The 23,047-nt window shown below is 60.0% G+C and carries 13 protein-coding genes; all 13 read left to right on the top strand.

What is annotated here, in order from left to right; genetic code table 11:
- Nucleotides 1-277 precede the first annotated feature (277 nt).
- The 13 genes from GR328_RS22915 (at nt 278) to fhuF (ending at nt 23,010) form a co-directional block, all read left to right on the top strand.
- Nucleotides 278-586, top strand: a complete 309-nt coding sequence (locus GR328_RS22915; RefSeq protein WP_160887991.1) for a hypothetical protein — start codon at nt 278-280, stop codon at nt 584-586.
- 493 nt (nt 587-1,079) lie between these two features.
- Nucleotides 1,080-2,792, top strand: coding sequence for a type I secretion system permease/ATPase (locus tag GR328_RS22910; protein WP_160887990.1), 1,713 nt, complete (start codon nt 1,080-1,082; stop codon nt 2,790-2,792).
- The gene (locus GR328_RS22905; RefSeq protein WP_160887989.1) at nt 2,789-4,156 is read left to right on the top strand and encodes an HlyD family type I secretion periplasmic adaptor subunit; all 1,368 of its coding nucleotides are present in this window, start codon (nt 2,789-2,791) and stop codon (nt 4,154-4,156) included. The genes GR328_RS22910 and GR328_RS22905 overlap by 4 nt, the downstream gene beginning before the upstream one ends.
- Before the next feature lie 927 nt (nt 4,157-5,083).
- Nucleotides 5,084-7,096: a M10 family metallopeptidase gene (locus tag GR328_RS22900; RefSeq protein ID WP_160887988.1), complete on the top strand. Its 2,013-nt coding sequence runs from the start codon at nt 5,084-5,086 to the stop codon at nt 7,094-7,096.
- Nucleotides 7,097-7,718: 622 nt separating this feature from the next.
- Nucleotides 7,719-8,360 carry a hypothetical protein gene (locus GR328_RS22895; protein WP_160887987.1) on the top strand — a complete coding sequence of 214 codons (642 nt, stop codon included), beginning with the start codon at nt 7,719-7,721 and terminating at the stop codon, nt 8,358-8,360.
- 407 nt (nt 8,361-8,767) lie between these two features.
- Nucleotides 8,768-9,685 carry a phosphatidylglycerol lysyltransferase domain-containing protein gene (locus GR328_RS22890; protein ID WP_160887986.1) on the top strand — a complete coding sequence of 306 codons (918 nt, stop codon included), beginning with the start codon at nt 8,768-8,770 and terminating at the stop codon, nt 9,683-9,685.
- Between the two features lie 430 nt (nt 9,686-10,115).
- Entirely contained in the window at nt 10,116-13,097 is a 2,982-nt protein-coding gene (locus GR328_RS22885; RefSeq protein ID WP_160887985.1) for an MmgE/PrpD family protein, read from the top strand.
- Between the two features lie 456 nt (nt 13,098-13,553).
- Nucleotides 13,554-15,647 carry a CapA family protein gene (locus tag GR328_RS22880; protein WP_160887984.1) on the top strand — a complete coding sequence of 698 codons (2,094 nt, stop codon included), beginning with the start codon at nt 13,554-13,556 and terminating at the stop codon, nt 15,645-15,647.
- Entirely contained in the window at nt 15,617-16,765 is a 1,149-nt protein-coding gene (locus GR328_RS22875; protein WP_160887983.1) for a serine hydrolase domain-containing protein, read from the top strand. The genes GR328_RS22880 and GR328_RS22875 overlap by 31 nt, the downstream gene beginning before the upstream one ends.
- 459 nt (nt 16,766-17,224) lie before the next feature.
- Entirely contained in the window at nt 17,225-18,559 is a 1,335-nt protein-coding gene (locus tag GR328_RS22870; RefSeq protein ID WP_160887982.1) for an acylphosphatase, read from the top strand.
- A gap of 379 nt (nt 18,560-18,938) precedes the next feature.
- Nucleotides 18,939-21,020, top strand: a complete 2,082-nt coding sequence (locus GR328_RS22865; protein WP_160887981.1) for a TonB-dependent siderophore receptor — start codon at nt 18,939-18,941, stop codon at nt 21,018-21,020.
- A 5-nt stretch (nt 21,021-21,025) separates the two neighbouring features.
- Nucleotides 21,026-22,282 (top strand): MFS transporter, encoded by a 1,257-nt coding sequence (locus tag GR328_RS22860; RefSeq protein WP_160887980.1) that lies wholly within the window; start codon nt 21,026-21,028, stop codon nt 22,280-22,282.
- A gap of 5 nt (nt 22,283-22,287) precedes the next feature.
- On the top strand, nt 22,288-23,010 hold the full coding sequence (gene fhuF, locus GR328_RS22855; protein ID WP_160887979.1) for a siderophore-iron reductase FhuF: 723 nt from the start codon (nt 22,288-22,290) through the stop codon (nt 23,008-23,010).
- Nucleotides 23,011-23,047: the final 37 nt, after the last annotated feature.

Here is a 23,047-nt window from a genome sequence, read left to right as displayed (position 1 = left end):
TTCTGACATTTGCGGATATGGAGCGTGTTCTTCAGGCCGATCTCTGTCAACGCAAATTGAGCATGTGACAGCACTCATCTCAAAGTACTCACTTTGGAAACGATCGCTTGGCTTAATCACAACGTAGTATACGGGTGCAATTCCGGCATGACCTCGGCATGCGGGATTGAGAATGCAACGAAAATCGTAGTATATCTGCTTGCGCTGGCACCGCATCAACTGAACCGAGCCATCCAGGAGATACGCTGGTACGAACGCCAAGAATGAAGGAGCGACCATGACCTACCGGATCGCATGGCAGCTGACGAGTTACAGCGGGCGACTGCTGGATAGCGGCGATATCGGTGAGGTTTATTCCGACTACAGACTTGCCGCAGCGGCCTTGAGAGAACTGCTGCGTCCCTACCCAGAGGTAGTACAGGGTGAACATGCCATGAGCTGGAAAGCTCGCAGATCCCGCGATGCGGATCTGGAACTATGGGTCCGGATCATCGACTTGGGTGCTGAGGATCATACCGGTGCAGAGAGCATGCTCATCGTCCGGCAGGCACAAACAAGTCCCGGAATCGAACGTGGAGGGCTGTAGACGCTAGGGCTAATGGACGAGCTGCTTTCGGTGGCGGTACGGCCCTCCGAGAAGCCAGGGATGCAGGTACGAACGTGGTGCGCACGTATCTCATGAAGGCGGGTTTCGCGGGCACTTCCGACTTCCCTTTGATCGAGATCGCTTCAGAGCTCCTGCCCATAGACCGCGATGTGCGGCTCGGCAGCGGAATTCTCCGTTCTCTCGCCGGCCGCGCAAAGAGACAGAAGAGGATCGAGGCAGGATGATACGTCCCAACCAGCGCGGGCTTCGAACATCTGCTCGCAGGGATATGCTCCGGAGGATTGCCCCATTGGTTGGAGACCGTCATCAGATTGAATGCTCTCTGGCTGATCAGAACAATCCGGCGATAATCCACTTGTCAGAGCTCAGCTGGTCATGCGCCCGGGACGCGGATCCCGCGTAAACCTTTCGGCCAACCAAACGTCATGAAGAATGCGGCATCGGTCGCCGTATACGGAGATGCAGGGCTCGAATGTCCAGATTCAGAAAGAAAGTTTCAGTCGAGAAGAACGACATCGTGCGTCAGGCTTGGCGCGCATCCTCCTGGGGAATTATCGCAATTATCGTGTTCAGTATATTCCTGAACCTGCTGAGATTCGTCACGCCGTTATACATCATCCACGTATTCGATCGAGTGCCGGCCAGCCGGAGCGTCGAGACGCTCATCCTTCTCACGATCATGGCTCTTCTCGCGATTGTTGCGGGCGTAGCCCTGGACGGGGTTCGGAAACGTATGTTCGGACAGTGGGGCAAGTGGATCGAGGAACAGTTTGGCCAATTCTTCGTCTATCGTGGTCTGAGCGAGAGATCGATCGGTCAGTCGCAATCGGTACAGGAATCGCTCGACGAGCTATCCAGGTTGCGCAACTTCGTCGCGAGATCCGCTGTGCGCTGGATCGATGTCGTCTGGGCCCCTCTCTTTCTCTGGGGAGTCTATTTGATCGATCCTTTGCTCGGAATGATAACGCTCGCTGCGATGTTCCTTGTGGTCGCTTTGGGATTACTCCAGGAATCCGCCACGAGGGAGCCTCGGCGCGCTTCCCGTAAAGCTGCGGCAGAGGCTGGTGAGATCGTGCTGAACGCGGAGAGGAAATACGAAACCGTCGGCGCATTCAGTATGGCATCCAACTTATCCGCTCGGTGGCGCCAAACAACAGCGGCTCACCTGGATGAGCGCGAGCGGGCGGATGCCCGCTACACCTTCTACAGGTTGGCCATAAGGGGCCTTGGCGAATGCTTGCGCATTGGGTTGATCGGCGTCGGCGTATGGCTTTTTCTCCAGGGCTCTCTCACGCTCGGCGCGGTCTTTGCCGCAAGAATATTGGGCGGCTACGGATACAGGTATGTCGAAAGAGCGGTGGGGAGCTGGCGGAGCTTAAGAGACGGTATGGCCGCATACCGGAGCCTCAAAGCTCAATTGAGAATGGACAACGACAACAACGTATCCATCCATAGCGCAACCCCCAGTTCCGCGCTCGTGATCGATCAATTGAGCTTTCGCTACCCGGGTCAGACAAACTATGTCTTGAGGAGGCTGAGTTTGACGCTCGAACCTGGTGAGCTGCTGGTTGTCACCGGCGGCGCCGGAAGTGGAAAGACGACGCTGTCACGTCTAACCGTAGGTCTCCTCGAGCCGCGCTACGGGCAAGTTCGCCTTGGCGATGTCGAAGTGAAGCGTCTCCCACCCGATGTGCAGATGCAATTGATCGGCTACTTGCCACAGCATACCGAGCTTTTTCGAGGAACCGTCCGAGAGAATATCGCATGCATGGGCGACGCGGATTTCGATGATATCGTCCGCGCGGCGAAACTGGCCTCTATTCACGAAGTTCTGGTGAGCCTTCCGCAGGGCTACGACACCCCCATCGGCGAAGAGATGGTTACCCTTTCGGGAAGCGAGCAAAAGCGCATCGCCTTGGCCCGGGCGATCTACAGGAGACCGCGCCTGCTCGTTCTGGACGAGCCCGCTGCGAACCTGGACAGGCGATCGCGAAACGCCATGGAGGCAGCGGTGTCGGAGTTGAAAGCGGCAGGATCTTCCATCATCGTGACGCAAGCCACGAAGTCGTCGCGGTGGAACGCGATAGCGGACAAGTTCCTGATTCTAGGCGGCAGGACGGCTGAACTCTCGGTTGCTCCCTCCAAAATCGACCCAAAGGTTTCTGAACTGAGGAGGGTCAAATGAGCGTGGATGTACCCGCTCGGGAAGGGCACAAACTCCCGATGCCTCTCCCCCTGAGTGGCGCCAAGGGTGCCGTATGGTCCTCCCCGCCGTTCAGCGCGAGGCTTATCCTACTGGGGCTGGGCGTTATTGCGGCGTTTGTCGGGATTCTCTCGACATGGGCCACCCTCGCTCCTCTGGAAAGCGCCGTCAGGGCATCGGGGGTCGTCGCCGTTGATACGAGCGTCAAAACCATTCAACATCTCGAAGGAGGAATTGTCGGAGAGATCCTGGTTCGCGAAGGGCAGCAGGTTAAAAGCGGGGACGTCCTCATCAGGCTGCAGCGACAGATTACGGCCGCTACGCTGAACCAGGTCGAGGCGGAGTACTATCTGGCGCGCGCCACGGAGGCTCGCCTGGTTGCGGAGCGCGACAACGCGCCGGCGATTCAGGTTCCGGAAGAGCTTGCCTCAAGGATGGAAAATGGCGTCATTCAGGATGCGGTCGCCGGACAGCGAAATATCTTCGAGAGCAGACGCAAGCTGAACGGCCAGCGCCGGACCATCATCGCGCAAACGATCGAAGCGCTTGAAATCGAGATAACCGGCTTGGAAGGCCAGGTCGCATCGTCAAAGAAGCAGCTCGAGCTCATCGACGAGGAGCTGCGTGACGCAAGTAAGCTTCTGGCCCAAGGATTGACAAACAAGCCGCGCGTGCTGGCCCTCTGGCGCACCAAGGCCGAGATCGAGGGTCAAATCGGCAGCTACATGGCCTCGATCGGCGTAGCACGGCAGCGTATGGGTGAAGCTCAGCTCAAGATCGCCGAGCTGGATGCATCCGTCTCCAAAGAGGTGGTCGAAAATCTCGAGCGCGTGAGATCGCAGGCCTACGAAGCCGCTCAGAAGCTCGCCGCAGCTAAGGACATCCTGCAACGCACCGAAATCCGTTCTCCGATCGATGGCGTCGTCGTCGGTCTGAAGGTTCATACAATCGGTGGTGTCATCACCGCGGGGCAGGCATTGCTTGATATCGTTCCCAGCAACGACAAGCTGGTGGTTTGGGCCTCCATAGATCCGGACGATATCGATCAAGTCAAATCTGGACTTCCCGCAACGATCTGGCTCTGGGCAATCAACCGCCGGCACCAAGCGCCGATCGATGGCCTGCTCCAGAACGTATCCGCTGATCGACTGGTCGATTCGAAGACCGGCCAGCCGTATTATCTGGCTCGCGTCGAGTTCGACAGCAATTCGGGGGATGCTCAACAGATTGTCATTCAACCGGGCATGAGCGCCGACGTCATGGTTCGAACCGGCGCGCGAACTTTCTGGCAGTACATCTCTGCCCCTATCACCCAAGCACTGCGAAATGCCTTTAGAGAAGGATAGAGGCTCTCAGAACCATCTCGCGCATGCTCCCACAGCGACCGGCGGGGCGGCAGACAGTTGGCGCTCCGATCAGGGCCGGCAGCTTCACGGAATGTGGGCATGCGAGTCTCGGTTGGATCATCCGTCCGCGACGCGTTTAAGGGTCTGACCGCGTGAGGTGCACGGCTCGAGGTTGCTCGTTGCAACCGTCGTCACAAGACTGGAATCGCAGCCCATGTTCGCCCTCCGCCGCCTGCGCCTGCCAACAATGCGTTCTTGCGCGTGATCGCCTGACGTCGGTTTCGGCGCGCGCGGCAGATCCGGCAGCCTGTTCTTCCGCAGGCAGAAACTGCGCACGACAACCGTTGATGCTCCTGCCGGTCCACGTTGTTCCAGCATCCTGACTGCAGAACGTCTCCTCAGGGCCTGGAGAGATGCCGTCTTCTCCTGCTGCCAGACACGGAGCCGAAGCAGTCGGCGATGCGGCGCATGTTGCTCGCTCATCCGGGGCACCTCATGGGCGTGCCATTTCCGGTCCGTCGCAGACGCGCAATTGCCCGTCTCCGGGCGTCAAACCATTCGAGAAACTTCGAGCTGGCCCTTGTCCGCTCCGGCATCAAAAAAATTCGTCGTCATGATTTCGCCTCATTGAGCTTGGAATAGCGTGGCTCAGATGTTGAGGCGTTGGCGTCGGCATCTGAAGTACTGCGAGCGGACCAGAATGGCCATCGGCAGTTATATTGCGCACCTTACGTAAAGTTATACTTGTTTTTATTGAGTTAAATTTCACCTATTAGCATTCTGTAGGACTATTTTGTAAACGTTGCGTAGCTTCGACTTGTAACAATTGCGTAAATTACACTCTTATTTCCACGTTTCAGCCAATCACTATTAAAGCTCACCTAAAAGCCTCGCATGAAGGGGCACGGTGACATTTGGGGCAAGACAATGGCAGTTTCCTATAAGCGCATCACCAGCAGCGGCGATGAGAACGTCGACGGGCTCTTTCACACGTACCAGTGGGATACCCAGAGCCTCACATTCAGCTTCCCGACCTCCCGCTCGCAGTTCGGCAGCAACTACAGCAACGCGAACGAACCCGCACACGGCTTCCAGGCTTTCAACTCAACGCAGCAGAACGCCATCCGCAAGATCGTCGCTCAGATCGAGAGCTTCACGAACATGGATTTCACGGAAGTCTCCGGCGGCGCCGGCGTGCTGCGCTGGGGCGAGACGACAACCGTCAAAGACTCGCAGACCACCTCCGCATGGGGCTACCGTCCGGGCACGAATCCCGGCGAAAACGGCGGCGATTCCTGGTACAATCTCTCCGGCAACGCCATGTATGACAGCCCGAAGCTGGGCAACCGCGCCTACGCGACCTTCATGCACGAACTCGGTCACCAGCTCGGCCTCAAGCATCCGCACCAGGACATGGCCGCGCACGCTCCGACGCCGGACGCCCAGGACAACCGCAACTACTCGGTGATGAGCTACGAGCGCGTCTCCGGCGGCGACGTGCAGTCCTACATGCAGCTCGACATCGCCGCCCTGCAGCACCTCTACGGCGCCGATTTCACCACCAACAGCGGCAACACGGTCTACCGCTGGAATCCCTCCACCGGCGAAATGTCCATCAACGGCGCCGGCCAGGGTGCACCCACCAGCAACAAGATCCTCTTGACCGTGTGGGACGGCGGCGGCGTCGACAGCTACGATCTGTCCAACTACACCACGGCCTTGAAGATCGACCTGAATCCCGGTGCGTTCTCGACATTCGGGACGCAGCAGATCACGGGCTCGAAAGGCAACCTCGCCAACGCGCTGCTCTATAAGGGCGATGTCCGCTCCCTGATTGAGAACGTCAAGGGAGGATCGGGTAACGACACCATCGTCGGCAACCAGGCCGCCAACCGCCTCGAGGGCGGCGCAGGAGCCGACACGCTCACCGGCGGGGCGGGCAACGACATCTTCGTGCTGCGCAAGGAAAGCACCCCCGACACCATCCGGGACGCGGCGTCGGGCGACAAGATCGACGTCACGGCCTGGGATGTGTCGGCCAGCCAGCTGAAGATCGTCCAGGACGGCAGCCGCTGGGTGGTCACGGGCGACAATGCCGATGAGAAGGCCTACTTCCTCACAAAGGTCGGCTCAAGCCAGTTCATCACCTCGGGCGGTTCAACGCCGACACCGACACCTGAACCGACTCCGACACCTGAACCGACTCCGACCCCCACCCCCACCCCCACCCCCACTCCAACCCCCGAGCCGGAGCCGACTGGCACGATCTACAAGTTCCAGTCGAGCCAGGCCGCCAACACTGCGTCCACGATCACGGACTACAACGACGGCAACAAGTTCGACCTTAGCGGCATCGATGCAGACGTTGTCGAGGCTGGTCACCAGGCGTTCACGTTCCTCGGCAAGGTTGGGTCGTCGGCCTTCAACAGCGACGGCGCGCAGATCCGCTACCGCCACGATCTGGATGCGGGTGAAACCCACATCTACGGGAATGTCGATCACGATCGCTATTACGAGTTCCGGATCGAGGTCAAAGGCCTGCACAACTTCACGGCCGACGATTTCATCTTCGGAGGCTCGACATCGGCACCGATGCCCGCGCCGACTCCCAAGCCGGAGCCGACCGTGAAGACCTACGACTTCCTGTCGAGCCAGGCCGCCCACACGGCGTCCACGATCACGGACTACAAGGACGGCGACAAGTTTGACTTCAGCGCCGTCGACGCAGACGTTGTCAGAACCGGCGACCAAGCGTTCACGTTCCTCGGCAAGGTTGGGTCGTCGGCCTTCAACAGCGACGGCGCGCAGATCCGCTACCGCCACGATCTGGATGCGGGTGAAACCCACATCTACGGGAATGTCGATCACGATCGCTATTACGAGTTCCGGGTCGAGGTCAAAGGCCTGCACAACTTCACGGCCAACGACTTCATTCTGTGACCCGGGCGAGCTTTCTCGCTGATGGCAAGGAGCCGCTCGAGGCGTTCGTTCGCACCGTGATGTAACCCGGCTCCTCCTGGAAGATGCGGCCTCGGTCTACCGACCGAGGCCGCATTTCGTTTGTTTGGCACTCAGTGGTTCGGCCAGCATGGGAAGGAGTGAACAGGTTTCATCTTCCTGGCCTGATGGGATGTGAACAGGGAGGCCACGAAACCGGCCGCAGGGGCATGATGGATCCACGGAATTTTCACGTGATCCGTCACAGCGCGCCGGGCATACGATTCGCAAAGCCGCGCATGCCGCCCCGCGAGCGGTTCCGCCTCGGTCGAGAATCGTGAAGTTTCGATTCGCAGGATGGCAAGGCCTCGGCAGTGACACCGGCCATGCAGGTGGCGCGCTCCAGCATCCCCAATGGGAATGTCGCGCATTGATATCGCAGCTTGGCTGAAAGCGCGCAGAAGGCATCTCTCGCAGCCGGTTGAGGTCGCGATCGTGTCACGTCCCCACAGGTCTCCATAGTCCATAAGGATTACACCACGGGTGCAATGGCAATCGCGGTCTCAGCCTAGGAAACTAACGTCCACATTGGCAGGCGAGGCGTTTGGCGACGCAGAGGTGATCCATGTCCGAATTGTTGCTCTGGACGCAAGGCGCTCTCAAGGGCGCCATGGAATTTATAGCTGCCATGCCCCTCTGGATGGCATTGATATTCGTTGCTTCCCCTTCGCTTGTTGCAGCGCTGACGCGAGATACCTTTATCATTGCATCAACTGCCGTCCTGAGCATCACGGCCATTCTCCTTGGGGCTCTGTACGGGACGGCGGCTGCACCGCCGCTGATCCTTGTGGCGCTTTGCGCGACCTTTCTCCTGGCCATTTTCGCTTTCCACCAGCAACGCCACGCAAGAACGCTCTCGGAGCTTCAGGCGCGGATGAGCCACATCGACGAGCAGATAGGCACTTTTCTCAACAATGCTCACGAGCGGTTCAGCATCCTGGATCAAGAATCGGAGGATGCGCGTGTCGCTTTCCGAGAGGCCCGATCCTCGTTCGAGCGAATGCGCAAAGCCTTCTCGCGCATGCACAGGTCCTTCAATGACAAGCAAGCCCCCGTGCCGCGCGCAAAGAACGTGATCTCTCCCTTTCCGTCCACTCCACCAGTCAGTGCGATCAGGGGCGATCGGGAAAGGACCGCTGAACCCGCTTCGGATCCGGCTTCTCCAAAACTGTCTCCGACGGTCAAGATATCGGCAGATTCAGAATAGCTGTCGCGCTTCAACGTCCTGGATTGTTGAAGATGTGATCGTCATGCGTTCGCACCTGGCCCGGCAGCCGATGTCGGGTCGTTGGATTGCCGAGGAATTCCGGGACGAAACGCCCGGCTCAGCCCGAGGGCAGACCCTGCAGCTGCGAGAACGCTCTCCTGTTCAGCGTAACCAGTCCAGGTTCGAATCGATTCGGTTTGCCTGGCCCCCTGCCGCGAAGCCGGCGATGCTGCGAAGCCTCCACGCACCACCAAGGGAGTAGACCCAATGCCATCTCACGGCGAAACGGAGACTCTTGTACATTGGACGTCGCGTTCGGCTACTGCAGCGAAGATCATCAATGGCTTCTAGAGCATTCTTCGGCGAAGTGGGTCCGGTTCGCCGACAGGAACTAGGGAACGCAGGGCATGCGGAGCATTCCAAGGGATCTATCCGACCTCAAAAAGATAGAGGTCAGCGATTACAAGAATTTCGCGGAAGCTGCCGCCCAACATCAAGCCCAATCCTGGCTATACTATTTCCCTTACTTGTACTTCGCCGGAGCGAGTACGAAAAGCCGTGCCTTGCTCTTTGAACAAATCGAGGGGTCGATTCTGCTCTACCTGCTGCAGGAGAGAGAGGAGCGCATTCGCCTGAGCCTCTTTCTGCCCCCATTTCCATTTGCTCCGGTTCCATTGCGGCGAGCCCTGGAACGCATTCGAGACTTCAACCAGGACCAGACAAGCCGGGTCATGCGCGTTCAGGAGGGCGATGCGCCGGTGCTCGCGCGGGAGGGGCTCCAAATCAAGCATCAATATGACGAGTATGTATACGATTGCGCGGCAGTCCTGGCGCTGAAGGGCAGTTCCTTCCAAACTCTCCGCAGAAAGATTTCACGCTACGCCAATGACGGGAATGTCGTCGTGCGGGAATTCCAGAAGGACGACCAGCAGACCTGCATGAATCTGCGCCAGAAGTGGTATGATGATCTGCTGAATTCCGGGGTGAAAATCGGACTTTACAACAAGTTCACCTCTGAGTGCCTGGCGCGGTCGGATATCTTCACGCGAGACATTCTCGCTGGCCAGGTCGTCGAGGTAGACGGAGCAATTCGCGCCTTCTCGTTCGGCGGGGCGATCAACCAGTCCTATGGCAGCATCTTCATCACCATTTCGGATCACGACTTTCCAGGGCTTGCGTATCTCCAGCGCTATCATCTGATGAAAGAGCATCCGCAGCTTGCCTACTTCAATGATTTTTCGGATAGCGGTCGATCCGGACTGGCTCAGATGAAGCGCACGTTCAGGCCGACGAAAATGCACAGCGTGTACTCGGCCAAGGCGTAGTAAAATCCGTGTTTGCACCGAGCGGTTCGCCGGTTCTGCCCTGTATCGCGTAGCGTTTCTGAGGCGCCTCCTTCCGCAGATCTCGTCCGCTTAAGAATGCCTCAGGACTCCAGGAGCAGAGAAACCGGCAAAGCCCGGGACGGGTTCTCGCCGGCCCAAGGGTCGATCGCCCGAGATCGCCGCAAGCATTGGGCCCCCCGGAATTTTGGATCAGACGCGTTGAAATCCGGCTGCATCATTGGCTCATCATGTCTTTCGACCCGCGTGACTGAGTACAGACGGGCATGGTCACCAAGCCGGCATCGATCACTCGGATTAGCCAACGGGATGAAGGCCTCTAACTCAGAATAGCTAGGGGGCAATCTGGCGTAAACAGCTCGCATCTGTATGCTTTCATCTGTATGCTAATTGCCAGAACGCAGGTGAATAAATGAAGCGCGCCCGTAATTCTCTGAATCCAGAAGCGGATGCAGAGAGCTTCATCCATGCTTGGTTTCCATCATACCGGCGAATTACCCAGAAAAAGGGGTTCAAACTCCTCAACTTTTTTCGTGATCACAACAAGTTTTACAATATCGGTCCAAAGTCGACGCGCCGCATCTTCCAGGACAAGTTCCTGCTCTCTGCCTACCTGGCCGGCATCGGCATCAGTACGCCTGTCACGCGGTGGATCGTCGTCCAGGACACGGCTTTCAGCCCCGAAGGCCGACGGATCCCCACCAGCGACCTCGTCCGTCTGCTGAGCAGTGGTCGCTGGTTCGTCAAGGCTCGTTCAGGGAGTGGTGGCGAGGGCGCCTTTCTGCTCGACCACGGCATGATCCGCAAAGCGGACGGCAGCGCGGAGGCCGTCGGCAAGACCAACCTTCTTAGGCTCCTCAAGGCCCACAAGAGCACCTTGGTGCAGGACGTGGTGGTTCAGTCCGAAGACTACGCTGTATTCTCGCCCTCCTCGCTCAATACGATCCGCTGCCTCACCTACCTCGGTCGAACCGGCAAGGTCGAGATAGTGGCCGCCACTCTGCGGATGGGTACCGGGAATTCCGTCGTCGACAATGTCTCGGTCGGCGGCCTCTACTGCGGCATTGATCTGGATAGCCACCGCCTGATCCATCCTGGGCTCATCGACGAGGGCAAGATTCTTGGCAGTAAAAGTTTCGAGAGGCACCCCACCAGCAATATCGTTCTCCCCGGCTACAAACTCGAGCGCCTCGAAGATATTTTCGCCATCTGCAAGTCGGCCCACGAGGCTCTAGGCGGGCCCATGACCGTGGGATGGGATGTCGCTATGACCGATGCAGGACCTTGCATCATTGAAGGCAATGCGGGCTGGACGGCGACATTGCATTCGCTGGCAGATCCCAAGGTGAAAAGTAGACTCTCGGCATTCTTTCTCCGCGACTACAAGATTTCAGGGGCTGGGTATCCCGCCGACCAACAGCCGATGGAGCGAAACAGCCTCGCAACCGTAGCCTTTCGGGTCAAAGGCAAGGTTCAGCGGGTAGGCTACAGAAAATGGGTCACCAAGCTCGCGACCGAAAAGGGTCTGCGCGGCCAGGCAACGAACCTCGACAGTGGAGATGTCGAGGTCAGCCTCACCGGCCCGTTACGGCTGCTCGAGTTCGCGGTCTTCGCCTGCATGAGCGGCCCACACAAGGCGAAGGTATCCGAGATCGAGATCCTCAGCCTCGCGCCATACAGGCAGGCGGATAGAAGCGCACGGGCGCCCGCCAGCAAGGCGAAGCCGGCACGCTCCGCGCCATCTGTGCCAATAAAGGTTCCATCGGCGCGGATCGACGACGGGGAGATCACGGCTTACATCCACGATACGCGGTACGAGGATATTCCAGCCGAGGTCATCCAGCGCGCCAAGGTTCTGTTGCTCGACAGCCTAGGCACGATCATCCTGGGCTCAGGTCATCCGGCTGCGGTTCCGATCACGAACATCGCTCGCGAAGTCGCTGGCGCGCAGGAGGCCGCTATATTCGGAACGGACTTGCGCCGTTCAAGCCAAATGGCTGCCTTCGCAAATGCCGCTTACGCGCAGATCCACGATTTCAACGATGGGCACAGGATCGCTGCCGCCACAGGAGCATCCGCGCATCCAGGGCGCATTGTCGTCCCGACGGCTCTCGCGGAGTGCGAGCGGCGGAAGGCCACCGGCAAGGAGCTCCTGACGGCCCTTGTCATAGGGTACGACGTGGCCTGCAAGATACGGGGCGGATCCGTCGGAACGAAAAGCTCCTTCTACGCCGCCGCCGCTGTTGCCGCGCGTCTGCGGGGCCAGTCCATCGCTCAAATATCGACTGCGATGGGGCTAGCAGGCTATGCCTCCCAATCTCGGTTCGGCAGCAGGATACCTGCCAATATGGATCCCTATTCAAGAGGTCTGTGCGCCCGCATCGGAATCGAAGCTGCCATCGCTGCCGGGGCTGGTCAGAAGGGGCCGAAACTGCGGGATGACCCTGCTGTTTCCTTGCGCTTCGCAGAGCGAGGTTTAGGCACCAGCTTCGAAATCATGAATGTCTATCTGAAGCCTTTTCCCACATGCCGAATGACTCATGGATCTCTTGAAGCGCTTCTGAAGATCAGGCGGGATATGAACTTCGGTCCGGACGATATCGACAAGATCCTGGTCCGGCAGTTGCCGAAGGGAATGTATGTCGCCCGCGCGCAGCCCGAAGCCGACATGTCTTACAAAAGAGCTCAGTTCAATCTGTATTATTGTCTTGCGCGTGCCGTTCTCGACGGAGAACTCACGGTGCGGCAGTTCGAGAGGGATTCCATTGATGACCCCCGCGTGAGGGACCTTGCAGCAAGGATCGAGATCGTTTCCGACAAGGCGCTGGGAAGATCCTATCCGGAGCAGACCCGTTCATCGAGCGTCACGGTGACTCTCAAGGACGGGAGAACCAATTCTCTGCAAGTGGATCTGCCGAAAGGCGATCCGACGAATTTCCTGACGACGGAAGAAGTCAAGTTGAAGTTCATGTCCAATGCTTCTCCCGTTCTCGGCCAAGCCGCGGCGGAGAAAATCGTCGAGCTCGTCCAGGAGATCGAGACTGCCGAAAGTCTTCAGGAACTCGTGAGCTGCCTTTGCATGAGCCCCGAGGCACCAGTGGACCTCCTTCGCAGAAACAGGCAAAGCTTCCTGAGCACCCTGGGAGAGTCACCCTCGCCCACGGCCATAAAAGATACGCGAAAGAGTTCCCAGCGGCGATTTTCCAAGGAGTTCCAGGACGAGGCGGTTCGGCTCGCCCTGACGAGCGGCCGCAACCACCACGAGATTGCTGCGGATCTCGGAGTCGGCCAATCGACCCTGCGGCATTGGATCCGCCGCCGCGGGCGTGAAATCGAGCATCCGCCCGAGGGACGGCAGGAGAAAGTCGCCGCCGAGCAGCACCTGATGCGCTAGAACCGGCAAATCCTGAACGAAGCCGCGACTGTCCGGCGTGGAGGGAGGTCGATGAAGTCCGATTCATGAATGTGGGAACAGGTCATCATACCGACGTTAAGGCACAGCTCACCAGAGGCAGCCTCAAGGCAGCCTCTGCCGTCAGAGCGATCTACCCATCGGGAGCGCTCACAGACGAAACCATCGTCCGACGCCAGAGGCGCCGCGGTGATGTCTTGCGCGAGCCCAGATCGGAAGTCATCCCGTACCATGCAGCATCGGTCATTACCGGAGCAGCGTCATGAACGGCCGCTCCGCCGTGGCTGATCGCGCAGCAGGATTCAATCCGGCGGCCGCTTCCGACTCGGAGAGGAGCGGTCACGCCATTTTCTGTCCAATTCAGCCTTACAGGCCAACGAGCCAGACCGGTTTAGCGCCGGCGAAGACAAGACCATGAGAGAGGGAACTATGAGCAAATTGGTCGCGGGCATCGTCAGGGGCGTGTGGTCACACAACGAGCGGCGGTATTACCAGGAAGCCTTGAATTACTATGACGAAGTGATCTACGTCGACCCCGCGCGCGTGACCTACCACCTGGATCGAAACTCACGCTCGATCCGCATCGAGCACAATGGCCACTCGCTCAATGAACTCTCGATGCTCTATACCTTTGGCTACGCCAGCGACACGCTGATGCTCGTGAGGTTCCTGCAGGCCGTCGGATGCCCCACTTCCGATCCTTACCATCTGATCAGCCGCAACGGGCTCGGCAAGGTGAACGATCTGACGGCTTTCCTGGGGGCGGGCGTAGGGACCACCGCCCACATCCTGACCTCGCAGGAAACTGCGACCGCATACTTGCAGCAGCTCGACGCCGAGTGCTTTCCGCTCATTCAAAAGCCTGTTGCGGGTAACAAGGGAAGAGGCATCAAGAGGCTTGGCAATCTCGAAGAGGCTCTGAAGTCATGTAAGACCCATTTCAGGCGAAGCAGCAATCCGCTCCTGCTCGAACAGTTCATGAGGTACACAAGAGAGTTCAGGGTCTATGTCATCGACGGCAGACCCGTCGAAGCGTATGAGAGGCAGAAGCGGGAGGGAAGCGTCGTCAGCAATCTGCACCAGGGCGGATCCGTTCTTACGGTGGAGGACGGGCTCAAGCAAGAGCTGTTCGGTCACGTCTCGGAAAGCCTGGCGGAGAGACTGAAGCACGGTATCTACGGCGTCGATCTTGCAATCACCGACCAAGGCGGCATTCACATCATCGAGGTCAACCGCACGCCAGGATTTGCCGGTCTCGACAAGCTTGGTTTGATGAACCTGCCACGCCTTGCACATGAAGTCATCGTAAAGCGAGCACGCAAGCCAGAGCCGGACCCGGATGCCAAGAAGGGACGCGAGTACGTCATCACCCTGCTCGGGGACACCAATCCCGGAGACAGTTACTGGAAGCGAGGAAAAGCTACGGAAACTCAGAATGAGCCGAAAGTCAGAAGTGCCGAAGCAAGCGCCCGCAAGCTTCGCGACATCCTGCAGTCGTCGGACTATACTGTCGCCAATCTCGAGGTCAGCCTCACGGGGAGGAGAAAATCGCAGCTGACGGGCATCAAGCCGTATCTCGACTATGCCTCGGCAAAAGGCACGACGCGGCTGCTCCGCAAGCTCGGAGTAAACGCCGTCTCGCTCGCAAACAACCACAGCATGGATTTCGGACCGGAGGGTCTCGCTGACACCATCCACGCTCTCACCTCCGAGGAACTGCTTTTCTTCGGCGCGGGTCGGACCGAGAAAGAGGCGGCCGAGGTCGTTCACCACTACGCCTTGGTTGACGGCCTGACAGCGCACTTCATCTTCGTGGGCGGGTTCGAGAACAGGCGAAACCACCAGCGGTGGGGCTATTATGCGGGGCCTGATTCTGCCGGCGTCAATATGTGGTCCAGACAGGCGGTACAGCAGCAATTGTCCGCTCTGCGGAAGAACTATCCGGATGCATATATCATCGCGTTCCCGCACTGGGGCAGCAACTATCAATACGCTTCAGCGCGTCAAAAGCGGTTAGGAAAGCTGCTGTTCGACGCAGGCGCCGATCTGGTGATCGGACACGGATCTCACATGATGCAGGAGTTCGCCCGCTACGGAAACAAGTGGGCGATATACGGCCTCGGAAATTTCATCTTCAACTCTCCCGGTCGGTTCGCAACCCACCGCGTATTGCCTTTCGGGCTCATCGCACGCCTGTGCTTGCGGCATGACGAAGGGCATTGGTCGGCCGATCTCAACCTGTACCCGATCCAAAGCGACAACACCGCCACGTCGTACCAGCCCGACTTCGTGACAGAGCAGGAATTCGATCGCATCGTGAGTTTCTTCATGCCGACGGGCAAAAGCAGTCAAGGGCTTGAGGCCATGATAAGGAGCGGAAAGGACCAGTGGGGCTATTACTTCTCCCTGGCGCTATCGCTGCCGAAGGGGCTTTGGCGATCGCAGCCGACTGAGATTCTGGACCACGAGCCTCCTCGAAGCGAGATCGGAAGGACGAGACAATGCGAAGAGGAATTATACTTGCGTCCGTAGCGATAGCTCTCACGCTGCTGCTTGGCGTTTTCTTCCGGATTTCGGAACCCCGCGCCCAGTTCGAAGCGTCAGGCCCAGGCTACCCGTTCGTCGACGTGGCTCATTTCAACCCGGACGTTGACTACCTGCCGGTCCCCCGCTGGGGACGTCTGCTGTCGCCTGACGCGGCCGGTTGGTCTCCGACGAAGCTCGACGCCGTGAAGGCTTATGCCGAGAGCGCCAGAACCGATGCGCTGCTCGTAATTCACAAGGGGCTCGTGATCCTCGATTACGGCCGGTATCAATCGAAATTCTCTCTGCACTCGGTGCGCAAGAGCCTCATGAGCCTGGCATACGGGACCTATTATGACGATGGCACGGTGGACCTCGCAAAGAGCCTGGAAGAGCTTGGAATAGACGATGTCGGCGGCCTGACGGAGCAGGAGAGGCAAGCGACGATTCAAGATCTCCTGACTTCGACTTCGGGCGTGTACCATCCGGCAGCATATGAAACGAAGGGAATGCGTGAGCGGCGCCCGGCTCGGGACAGCTACGAGCCGGGCAAGCACTGGTTCTATAACAACTGGGATTTCAATGCTCTCGTGACGATACTGAAGAGGCTCACGTCGGATGACTTCTTCGAGGGATTCGAGCAGCGTATCGCCAGACCCCTCGGGATGGAGCATTTCCATGTGGAGGACGGCCGCTATTACTATGAACGGGACAAGTCGGAGCATCCCGCTTACCTTTTCCGCATGAGCGCACTCGACTTGGCGCGAGTTGGCTTACTCTACTTGAGGAAGGGCGAGTTCGGCGGCAAGCGCATTGTTTCGAAGGAGTGGGTGGACCGCAGCACCTCGGTTCAATTTGCCTGGCGGCAGGAACAGTCGACGGCCGGTTACGGTTACATGTGGAAAGTGACCAAGGACGGGTTTTATGCCGCCGGCCGAGGCGGTCAGCGGCTCTACGTCGTACCCAAGCGCGACCTTGTCATTGTGCATCTTGTCGACACGACCGGCGGCAAGAGAGTAAAGAACAGCAGCGTCCGGAGGCTCTATCGGATGGTACTTGACGCCCAGCGGGCGCCAGCCATAGCGGAGTCAGACGAACAGGACGAGGACGATGAGGCCTCGGACTGAAGCGAAACGCAGACCACGGAGGCCGGTCGGGCAGGACCATGCCGAGCGGTGTTGTTGTGCCCGAAGGACCGGACAGGATCACCGTGGTTGACGCGATGCGGTGAATTCGCGTGGCGGACGATGACCGAGAGCCTCGTACGCACGAAGCTCGATCTGCCGATCTGCCATTTCTGGGCAAGAGGTTTTGGCGACGCCGCGGCGGCATGCGCTCGAGGCTGGGTGAAAACGCTTTGTAGTGGAGTGGGCTAAGGATTTCGTCATGGCGGCAGTCCTCCCGGCCCGGTAGACATAAGGCGCGCCATGGATCAACTTGCCGGGCGGCGCGCTCTCCAGCGGATGCGCAGGCTGCAGTACCTGATGAGAGCAGCAGCGTGTCCGTAGGGCTTTTCTCCGCCGCCGGTCACATCGTATTTGCGATGCCGCTGAATGGAAGAGCGGTAGATTAAGGAATTCCGGATCATGATGGCTCTTCTCGAAAGCCAAGAAGACTATCTGGCACCTGCGCCAGAATGGTCCCCGCAATCAACACGGTCGTTCACAAGAGGAAACTCGGTTCATGACGAAGTGATCAGATATGCTGCGTTCGTTCGGAATCTGAACGTGGAGAGCATCTCGGCTCGCGCATATCGCATCTCGGACGGATCCCGTGCCGTCAGCTTCTGGGGCCACATACCAGACACGACATCGCTCGTCGCGCGTCTAATTTCGAATTCCAAGGATATTACGAAAGGAATCCTTCGAGGTGCTGGGCTGAGCGTGCCGGACGGGTCTGTCTTCGAGCGGGATCAGGAAGACGAGGCGTGGGCCTTTGCAAGGACGATCGGACTCCCGGTCGTCGTAAAGCCTACTCATGGCTACGGCGGGCGTGGAGTGACGTCAAACATCGAGGAGCGGAGACACTTCGCGTTGGCGTGGAAGGTCGCACAGGATTTCGCGAGTACGCAGATCATCGTGGAGAGGCACATCCATGGTAGGGACTTTCGGCTGTTCGTCGTCGGAGATCAACTTCGGGCTGCGATCTGGCGTGTGCCCGCCTATATCGAAGGGGACGGTGAAACATCGATCGAAGGACTCATAGAAAGGAAGAACCAGTCGCGCAGGCCCAATCCCTATGTCGGTGCAAAGCCGATCAGGCTGACCCCGGTGATGTTGCGGCACCTCGAGGATCAGGGGCTGAGGCCGGATTCGATTCCGTCCTTGGGACGGCGGGTCAGTTTGCACCTGGTCGCAAATATCGGCGGCGGTGGCGAGAGCGTCGATGTCACGGAAGATGTCCATCCTGATTTCGCCGATATTGCGGTGCGTACTTGCAAGGCATTGCCGGGTGCCATTCATTGTGGGGTAGACCTGCTGGTCGAGGATATCGCGCATCCAGCAAGTCGGCAGACATGGGCGATTTGTGAGATCAACACAAACCCCGACATCGCTATGCATCACTTCCCGGTCGCCGGTAGGCCTCGGGATGCGGCTGGTGCGCTGATCGAGCATCTGTTTCCCGGGAGTCGACCGGTAGACATGCGTCTCTGGGAAAGGGTGCACATCGAGGTCGCCGGTCCCGTCGACGGCGTTGGGTTCGGGCGGTGGCTCCGTCGTGCAGCGCGCCTACGCGGGCTTACCGGATGGGTACGGAGCGGCGCGGAAGATCGGGTGGAGGCAGTGTTATGTGGTCCCTCACGAACGGTTGAGAACGTCGTCAGCCTGTGCCGCATCGGACCCGACCGTACCGAACCCAGGGAAGTCGCCGTCTCGGAATATCGCGGTAGAATCCCGCCGCGGTTCGCAATTCGGACTTGAGGCAGCGCCTTCCCACCGTCAAGCGCGATCCCGATCCCCGTCCTGCGCAGCTCGCTCGGGCTTATGAGGGGCCGGTCTCTCGAGCGATCCAGAGCGGCCGATTCCGTTACCTCCGGCTCGAATGGCTCGACGGATTCCGGCGCATTCCAGCGAGCCAGGTGGAATTCGGTCCCGTGAGAGAGAAGCCCGGATCGTAGCCGAAAGTGCCCATCCTGACCCTAAGCAATCTCAAGGTATTGACGCGACAAAGCGGATGCGAACTAGAATAGAACTACTTTAAACTGGAAGTTTTGCATTAAAATAATTCAAAACTATAGTATTTGACTCCCCGGCATCTGCTCTGTAGGCGGGACACCACTGCTAACAAAAGGTCAGTGCCGTGAAGATCCCGCTCCCGTTATTGGCGTCGTCCGCTCTTGTTTTCGTTTCAAGCCAAGCGCTCGCTCAGGCGACCGAGACGCGTCCCATCGAACTCGAAGAGATTACGGTGCAGGGGCGCGCCAACGACCAGAGCGGTCCGATCACGGCCAACGGCTATGTGGCAACGTCCTCCAGGAGCGCCACCAAGACCGACACGCCGATCCTCGAAACACCGCAATCGATTTCCACGGTGACCCAGAAGCAGATCGAGGATCGCAAGCCGCAAAGCCTGCTCGAGGCGGTGGCCTATACGCCGGGAACGCGGGTGGGAGGATACGGCTTCGACCCGCGCTACGACGCCTTCACGATCCGCGGCATCGACGTCACCTATACGGGCGTGTTCAGGGACGGGCTGCGCCAGGTCAACAGCCCGAACGGCCTGCTCAGGCTCGAACCCTACGGCCTGGAGGGCATTTCCATCCTGCGCGGCCCTGCGGCTTCGGTCTACGGCGCGAGCAGCACCGGCGGCATCGTCGATCTGATCTCCAAGCGACCGACCTTCCTCCCGTTCCGCGAGGTCGAGGTGCAGACCGGTTCCTACGGGCGCCTACAGGGGAGTTTCGATCTCTCTGGTCCGGTCACATCCGACAATACCCTGTTCTACCGGCTCACGGGTCTCGTTCGCGATGCCGGAACCGAAATCGACGCCGTCAAGGACGATCGCGTCTTCATGGCCCCGGCCTTCACCTGGAGGCCGACGGAGGCAACGTCCCTGACGATCCTCGGCGAGTATATGGATGCGACGACGGGCGGCACCGCCGCCTATCTCAACGACTACGCGACGGACGCCGCAGGCAATCCCACCAGCCTGTCGATCGGCGCGACCAGGATCTTCGCCGGGGATGCCCGCTACAACGATTTCCGTCAGCGGCAGGGCCGCATCGGCTACGAGTTTGAGCACCGCTTCAACGACATGTTAACCCTGCGCCAGCGCACCAGGTTTTCGGCGCTCGGCACCAACCAGGAATACTACTACGGCGGATCGGGACTCACGCGCGAGAGCAACTGGGGCATCGTCAGCGACACTCATCTCGAAAGCCGCGTGAATACCGGCCCAGTCGGGCACACGATTCTGAGCGGCCTCGACGTCAGCCGCCTCAGCTACGTCTCCAAGCAGGGCTTCGGCATCGTTCCGATCGGAACCGATCCCGCTCTCACCTATCGGGAGGAGCAGACCCAGACCCTGACCGGCCTCTATCTCCAGGATCAGATCAAGTGGCAGAACTGGCGCCTGACCCTGGGCGGCCGCCACGACTGGCTCTCGAGCGAGTACGACACCGCGGGCTTCGAGTTCGACCGGGACGACACCAAGTTCACCGGCCGCGCCGCCCTGGGCTACGTGACGGATCTCGGTCTTGCGCCCTATGTCAGCTACGGCACGTCGTTCACGCCGAATCCGGGCACGCTTCTCGACGGCAGCGTGGCCGAACCGACGACCGGCGAGCAGACGGAGATCGGCGTGAAGTACGATCTGCCCGGCGCGAACGCATCGCTCCGCGCGGCCGTCTTCGATCTCCGCCAGGACAACGCCACCGTCTATCAGGTGATCGACGCGACGAACCAGCAGGTTCAGCTCGACATCCGCTCCAGGGGATTCGAGATCGAAGGTGTCGCATCGCTCGCGGAAGGGCTCAACGTCCAGGCGTCATATTCATATACCGACGCCCGCATCCTTCGCCTCACGCCGGAGACGGAGGGCAACCGCCTGACCAGCGTGCCCTACCACATGGCGTCCCTCTGGCTCGACTACACGGTGCAGGAGGGGCCTGCGAAGGGCCTCGGGATCGCCGGCGGCGTGCGGTATGTCGGCTCGAGCCTCGGCGACAACCTCAACCGGCCGATCCTCGAGAACGAGCCGCGCACCTATCTCGACGCTGCGCTCCGGTACGATCTGGAGAACATCGATCCTAGTCTGAAGGGCATGCGCTTCCAGGTGAACGCCACCAATCTGCTCGATGAGAGGCCCCAGGTCTGCTCCTCCAACTACTGCTACTTCGACGAAGGCCGGAAGGTCATCGCCAGCCTGCGGTATCGCTGGTGAGAAACATGAGCGCCGTGCGGAACTTCGGTTCCCCCGCCGCCGTCGTCCTCGGCGTCGGCGGGCTCTATGTGGGACAGAGCATCATCTCGGGGATGACCTTCAGCGCCCTTCCAAGCGTGCTGCGCGACCGGGGCCTGCCGCTCGACAGGATCGGCCTCGTCTATCTCGCGGTCCTGCCCTGGGTGCTGAAGTTCCTCTGGGCTCCGGCGCTCGAACGGTATCGCCTGCCGGCAACGGGCCCGAGCCGCTCACGGTCGATCGTTCTCGCCGGAGGGATGATCTCGGCGGCGAGCCTCGTTCTCGTGGGGCTCATCGGCCCAAACAGCCTGGCGCCGCTCATGGCCGTGCTCGTCGTCATTGCCTTCGCGGCGTCGACGGTGGACATCGCCTGCGACGGGCATGCGGTCGAAAGCCTTTCCGAGCGCCACCACGGATGGGGCAACGCCGCCCAGGTCGGCGGAGCCTATATCGGCGCTGCGATCGGATCGGGACTTTTCCTCGTCCTCGTCGATCGCTTCGACTGGACAGGGGCGACGCTCGCCATGGCGGTGCTGATCGTGCTCCTCGGGCTACCGTTCCTGCTGTCGCCTGCGCGCGCTCCGGCCGCTCCGCGCACACATCAGCCGTCGCTGCGCGATGCGCTCAGACGCTCCGACATGCGCAAGGGCCTGGCGCTTGCCGCCGTCTACACCCTGACGCAGAAATGGGGATTGAGCATGATCGGTCCCTTTCTGGTCGACAGGGGCTTCGATCTGAGCTCCCTCGGCGTGATCAACGGAGTAGGCGGACTGGCGATCGGCTTCGCCTGCGCCCTTCTCGGAGGCGCAATGGTCCGAGCATGGGGAGCGCGCGCCGTCCTGGTCATCGCATTGGTGCTGCAGGCCGGCGCGTTGGTAGGTCTCGCCGTCGCCGCATGGTCGGACGGGATTCCCCGGGTTGTCCTGCTCGGGCTGGCGCTCGCCAGTTCCTCGGCCGTCATGGCTCTCGGATATGTCGCCCTCTATGCCCATTTCATGGCGCTCTCCGATCCACGCCAAGCCGGCATCGACTTCACGCTGCTGCAATGCATGGACGCCCTCGTCAGCATGGTGGGCGGCGTCGGCGCAGGCTGGATCGCCCAGCATTTCGGATATGGTGCGTTCTTCGGGATCGCCGGCGCTCTCGCCGCAGCGGCCGTGCCGGCGGGCGCGCTCCTGAGCCGCCGCTCGACCGACACCGGCGAGATGCGCGACGGCATGCTCCTTCGACAACGGGCGTCCTGACGGTCATGATCCATTCGCTCGCGCCATGCTTCACCGGCACCTTCGTCCGCTTCAAGGACGGGCTCGCGCTCCCGGGCGAGCATCCTTCATCGATCCCCTGCCGCGATCTGCTCGACGCAGGCGTCACCGAAGGCCTGATGGATCGCTTCGCCGAGGTGCATCCCGGCGGCGACCGGCGCGCGCTCGTGTCCATGTGGGCGCAGTGGCATTTCGGGGCTCTGATCATCCCGACGACCGCCGCCATCGTCTTTCTCGACCGTGACCTGCCGGTGGCGCTGGATCAGGTGAGCATCGCGCTGCACGAGGGCGGCCAGACGGCCGCCATCGTCCTGCCCGACGACGGAGCTTCGCAGCGTGCCGGGGGAACGAACAGGTTCGCGCGTCTGTTCTCGGGTCATGTGGAGCCGCTGATCCGCCATCTGGCCGACCGGTTCCGGGTGTCGCCCCGGATGCTGTGGAACAACGCCGCCGATATCTTCGAGTGGACGCTCCAGCAGGCGCGCGCGGACGACAGGGCCAACCCCGCGGCGCTCGACGAGGGGAGGGGGCTGCTGGAGAGCAGGGCATCCGCCGACGGGCAGGGCAGCCCCATGGGCGGCCTGATCAAATACCTGCCGCACGAAAACGAGCGCATCAGGCGGCGAAAGCTGTGCTGCCTGCGCTACCTTCTGCCGGGCGTGGAATGCTGCGGCGGCATCTGCCCGACGCCGCCGAAGGCGACCCGGTAACCAAGGCGGCGAAAGCTGCTGCTCCACGTTGTGAAAG

The sequence above is a fragment of the Microvirga makkahensis genome (assembly GCF_009830105.1).
GTDB classification, from domain to species: Bacteria; Pseudomonadota; Alphaproteobacteria; order Rhizobiales; family Beijerinckiaceae; genus Microvirga; species Microvirga makkahensis.
The sequence above is the reverse complement of the archived record's forward strand: the minus strand, read 5'-3'. Positions and strand labels throughout refer to the sequence as shown.

Coding starts and splice junctions, on each gene's coding strand:
- GR328_RS22875 (WP_160887983.1), top strand. CDS start 15,617: ATGCGAAGAGGAATTATACTTGCGTCCGTAGCGATAGCTCTCACGCTG.
- GR328_RS22860 (WP_160887980.1), top strand. CDS start 21,026: ATGAGCGCCGTGCGGAACTTCGGTTCCCCCGCCGCCGTCGTCCTCGGC.
- GR328_RS22885 (WP_160887985.1), top strand. CDS start 10,116: ATGAAGCGCGCCCGTAATTCTCTGAATCCAGAAGCGGATGCAGAGAGC.
- GR328_RS22870 (WP_160887982.1), top strand. CDS start 17,225: ATGATGGCTCTTCTCGAAAGCCAAGAAGACTATCTGGCACCTGCGCCA.
- fhuF (WP_160887979.1), top strand. CDS start 22,288: ATGATCCATTCGCTCGCGCCATGCTTCACCGGCACCTTCGTCCGCTTC.
- GR328_RS22905 (WP_160887989.1), top strand. CDS start 2,789: ATGAGCGTGGATGTACCCGCTCGGGAAGGGCACAAACTCCCGATGCCT.
- GR328_RS22915 (WP_160887991.1), top strand. CDS start 278: ATGACCTACCGGATCGCATGGCAGCTGACGAGTTACAGCGGGCGACTG.
- GR328_RS22910 (WP_160887990.1), top strand. CDS start 1,080: ATGTCCAGATTCAGAAAGAAAGTTTCAGTCGAGAAGAACGACATCGTG.
- GR328_RS22895 (WP_160887987.1), top strand. CDS start 7,719: ATGTCCGAATTGTTGCTCTGGACGCAAGGCGCTCTCAAGGGCGCCATG.
- GR328_RS22890 (WP_160887986.1), top strand. CDS start 8,768: ATGCGGAGCATTCCAAGGGATCTATCCGACCTCAAAAAGATAGAGGTC.
- GR328_RS22900 (WP_160887988.1), top strand. CDS start 5,084: ATGGCAGTTTCCTATAAGCGCATCACCAGCAGCGGCGATGAGAACGTC.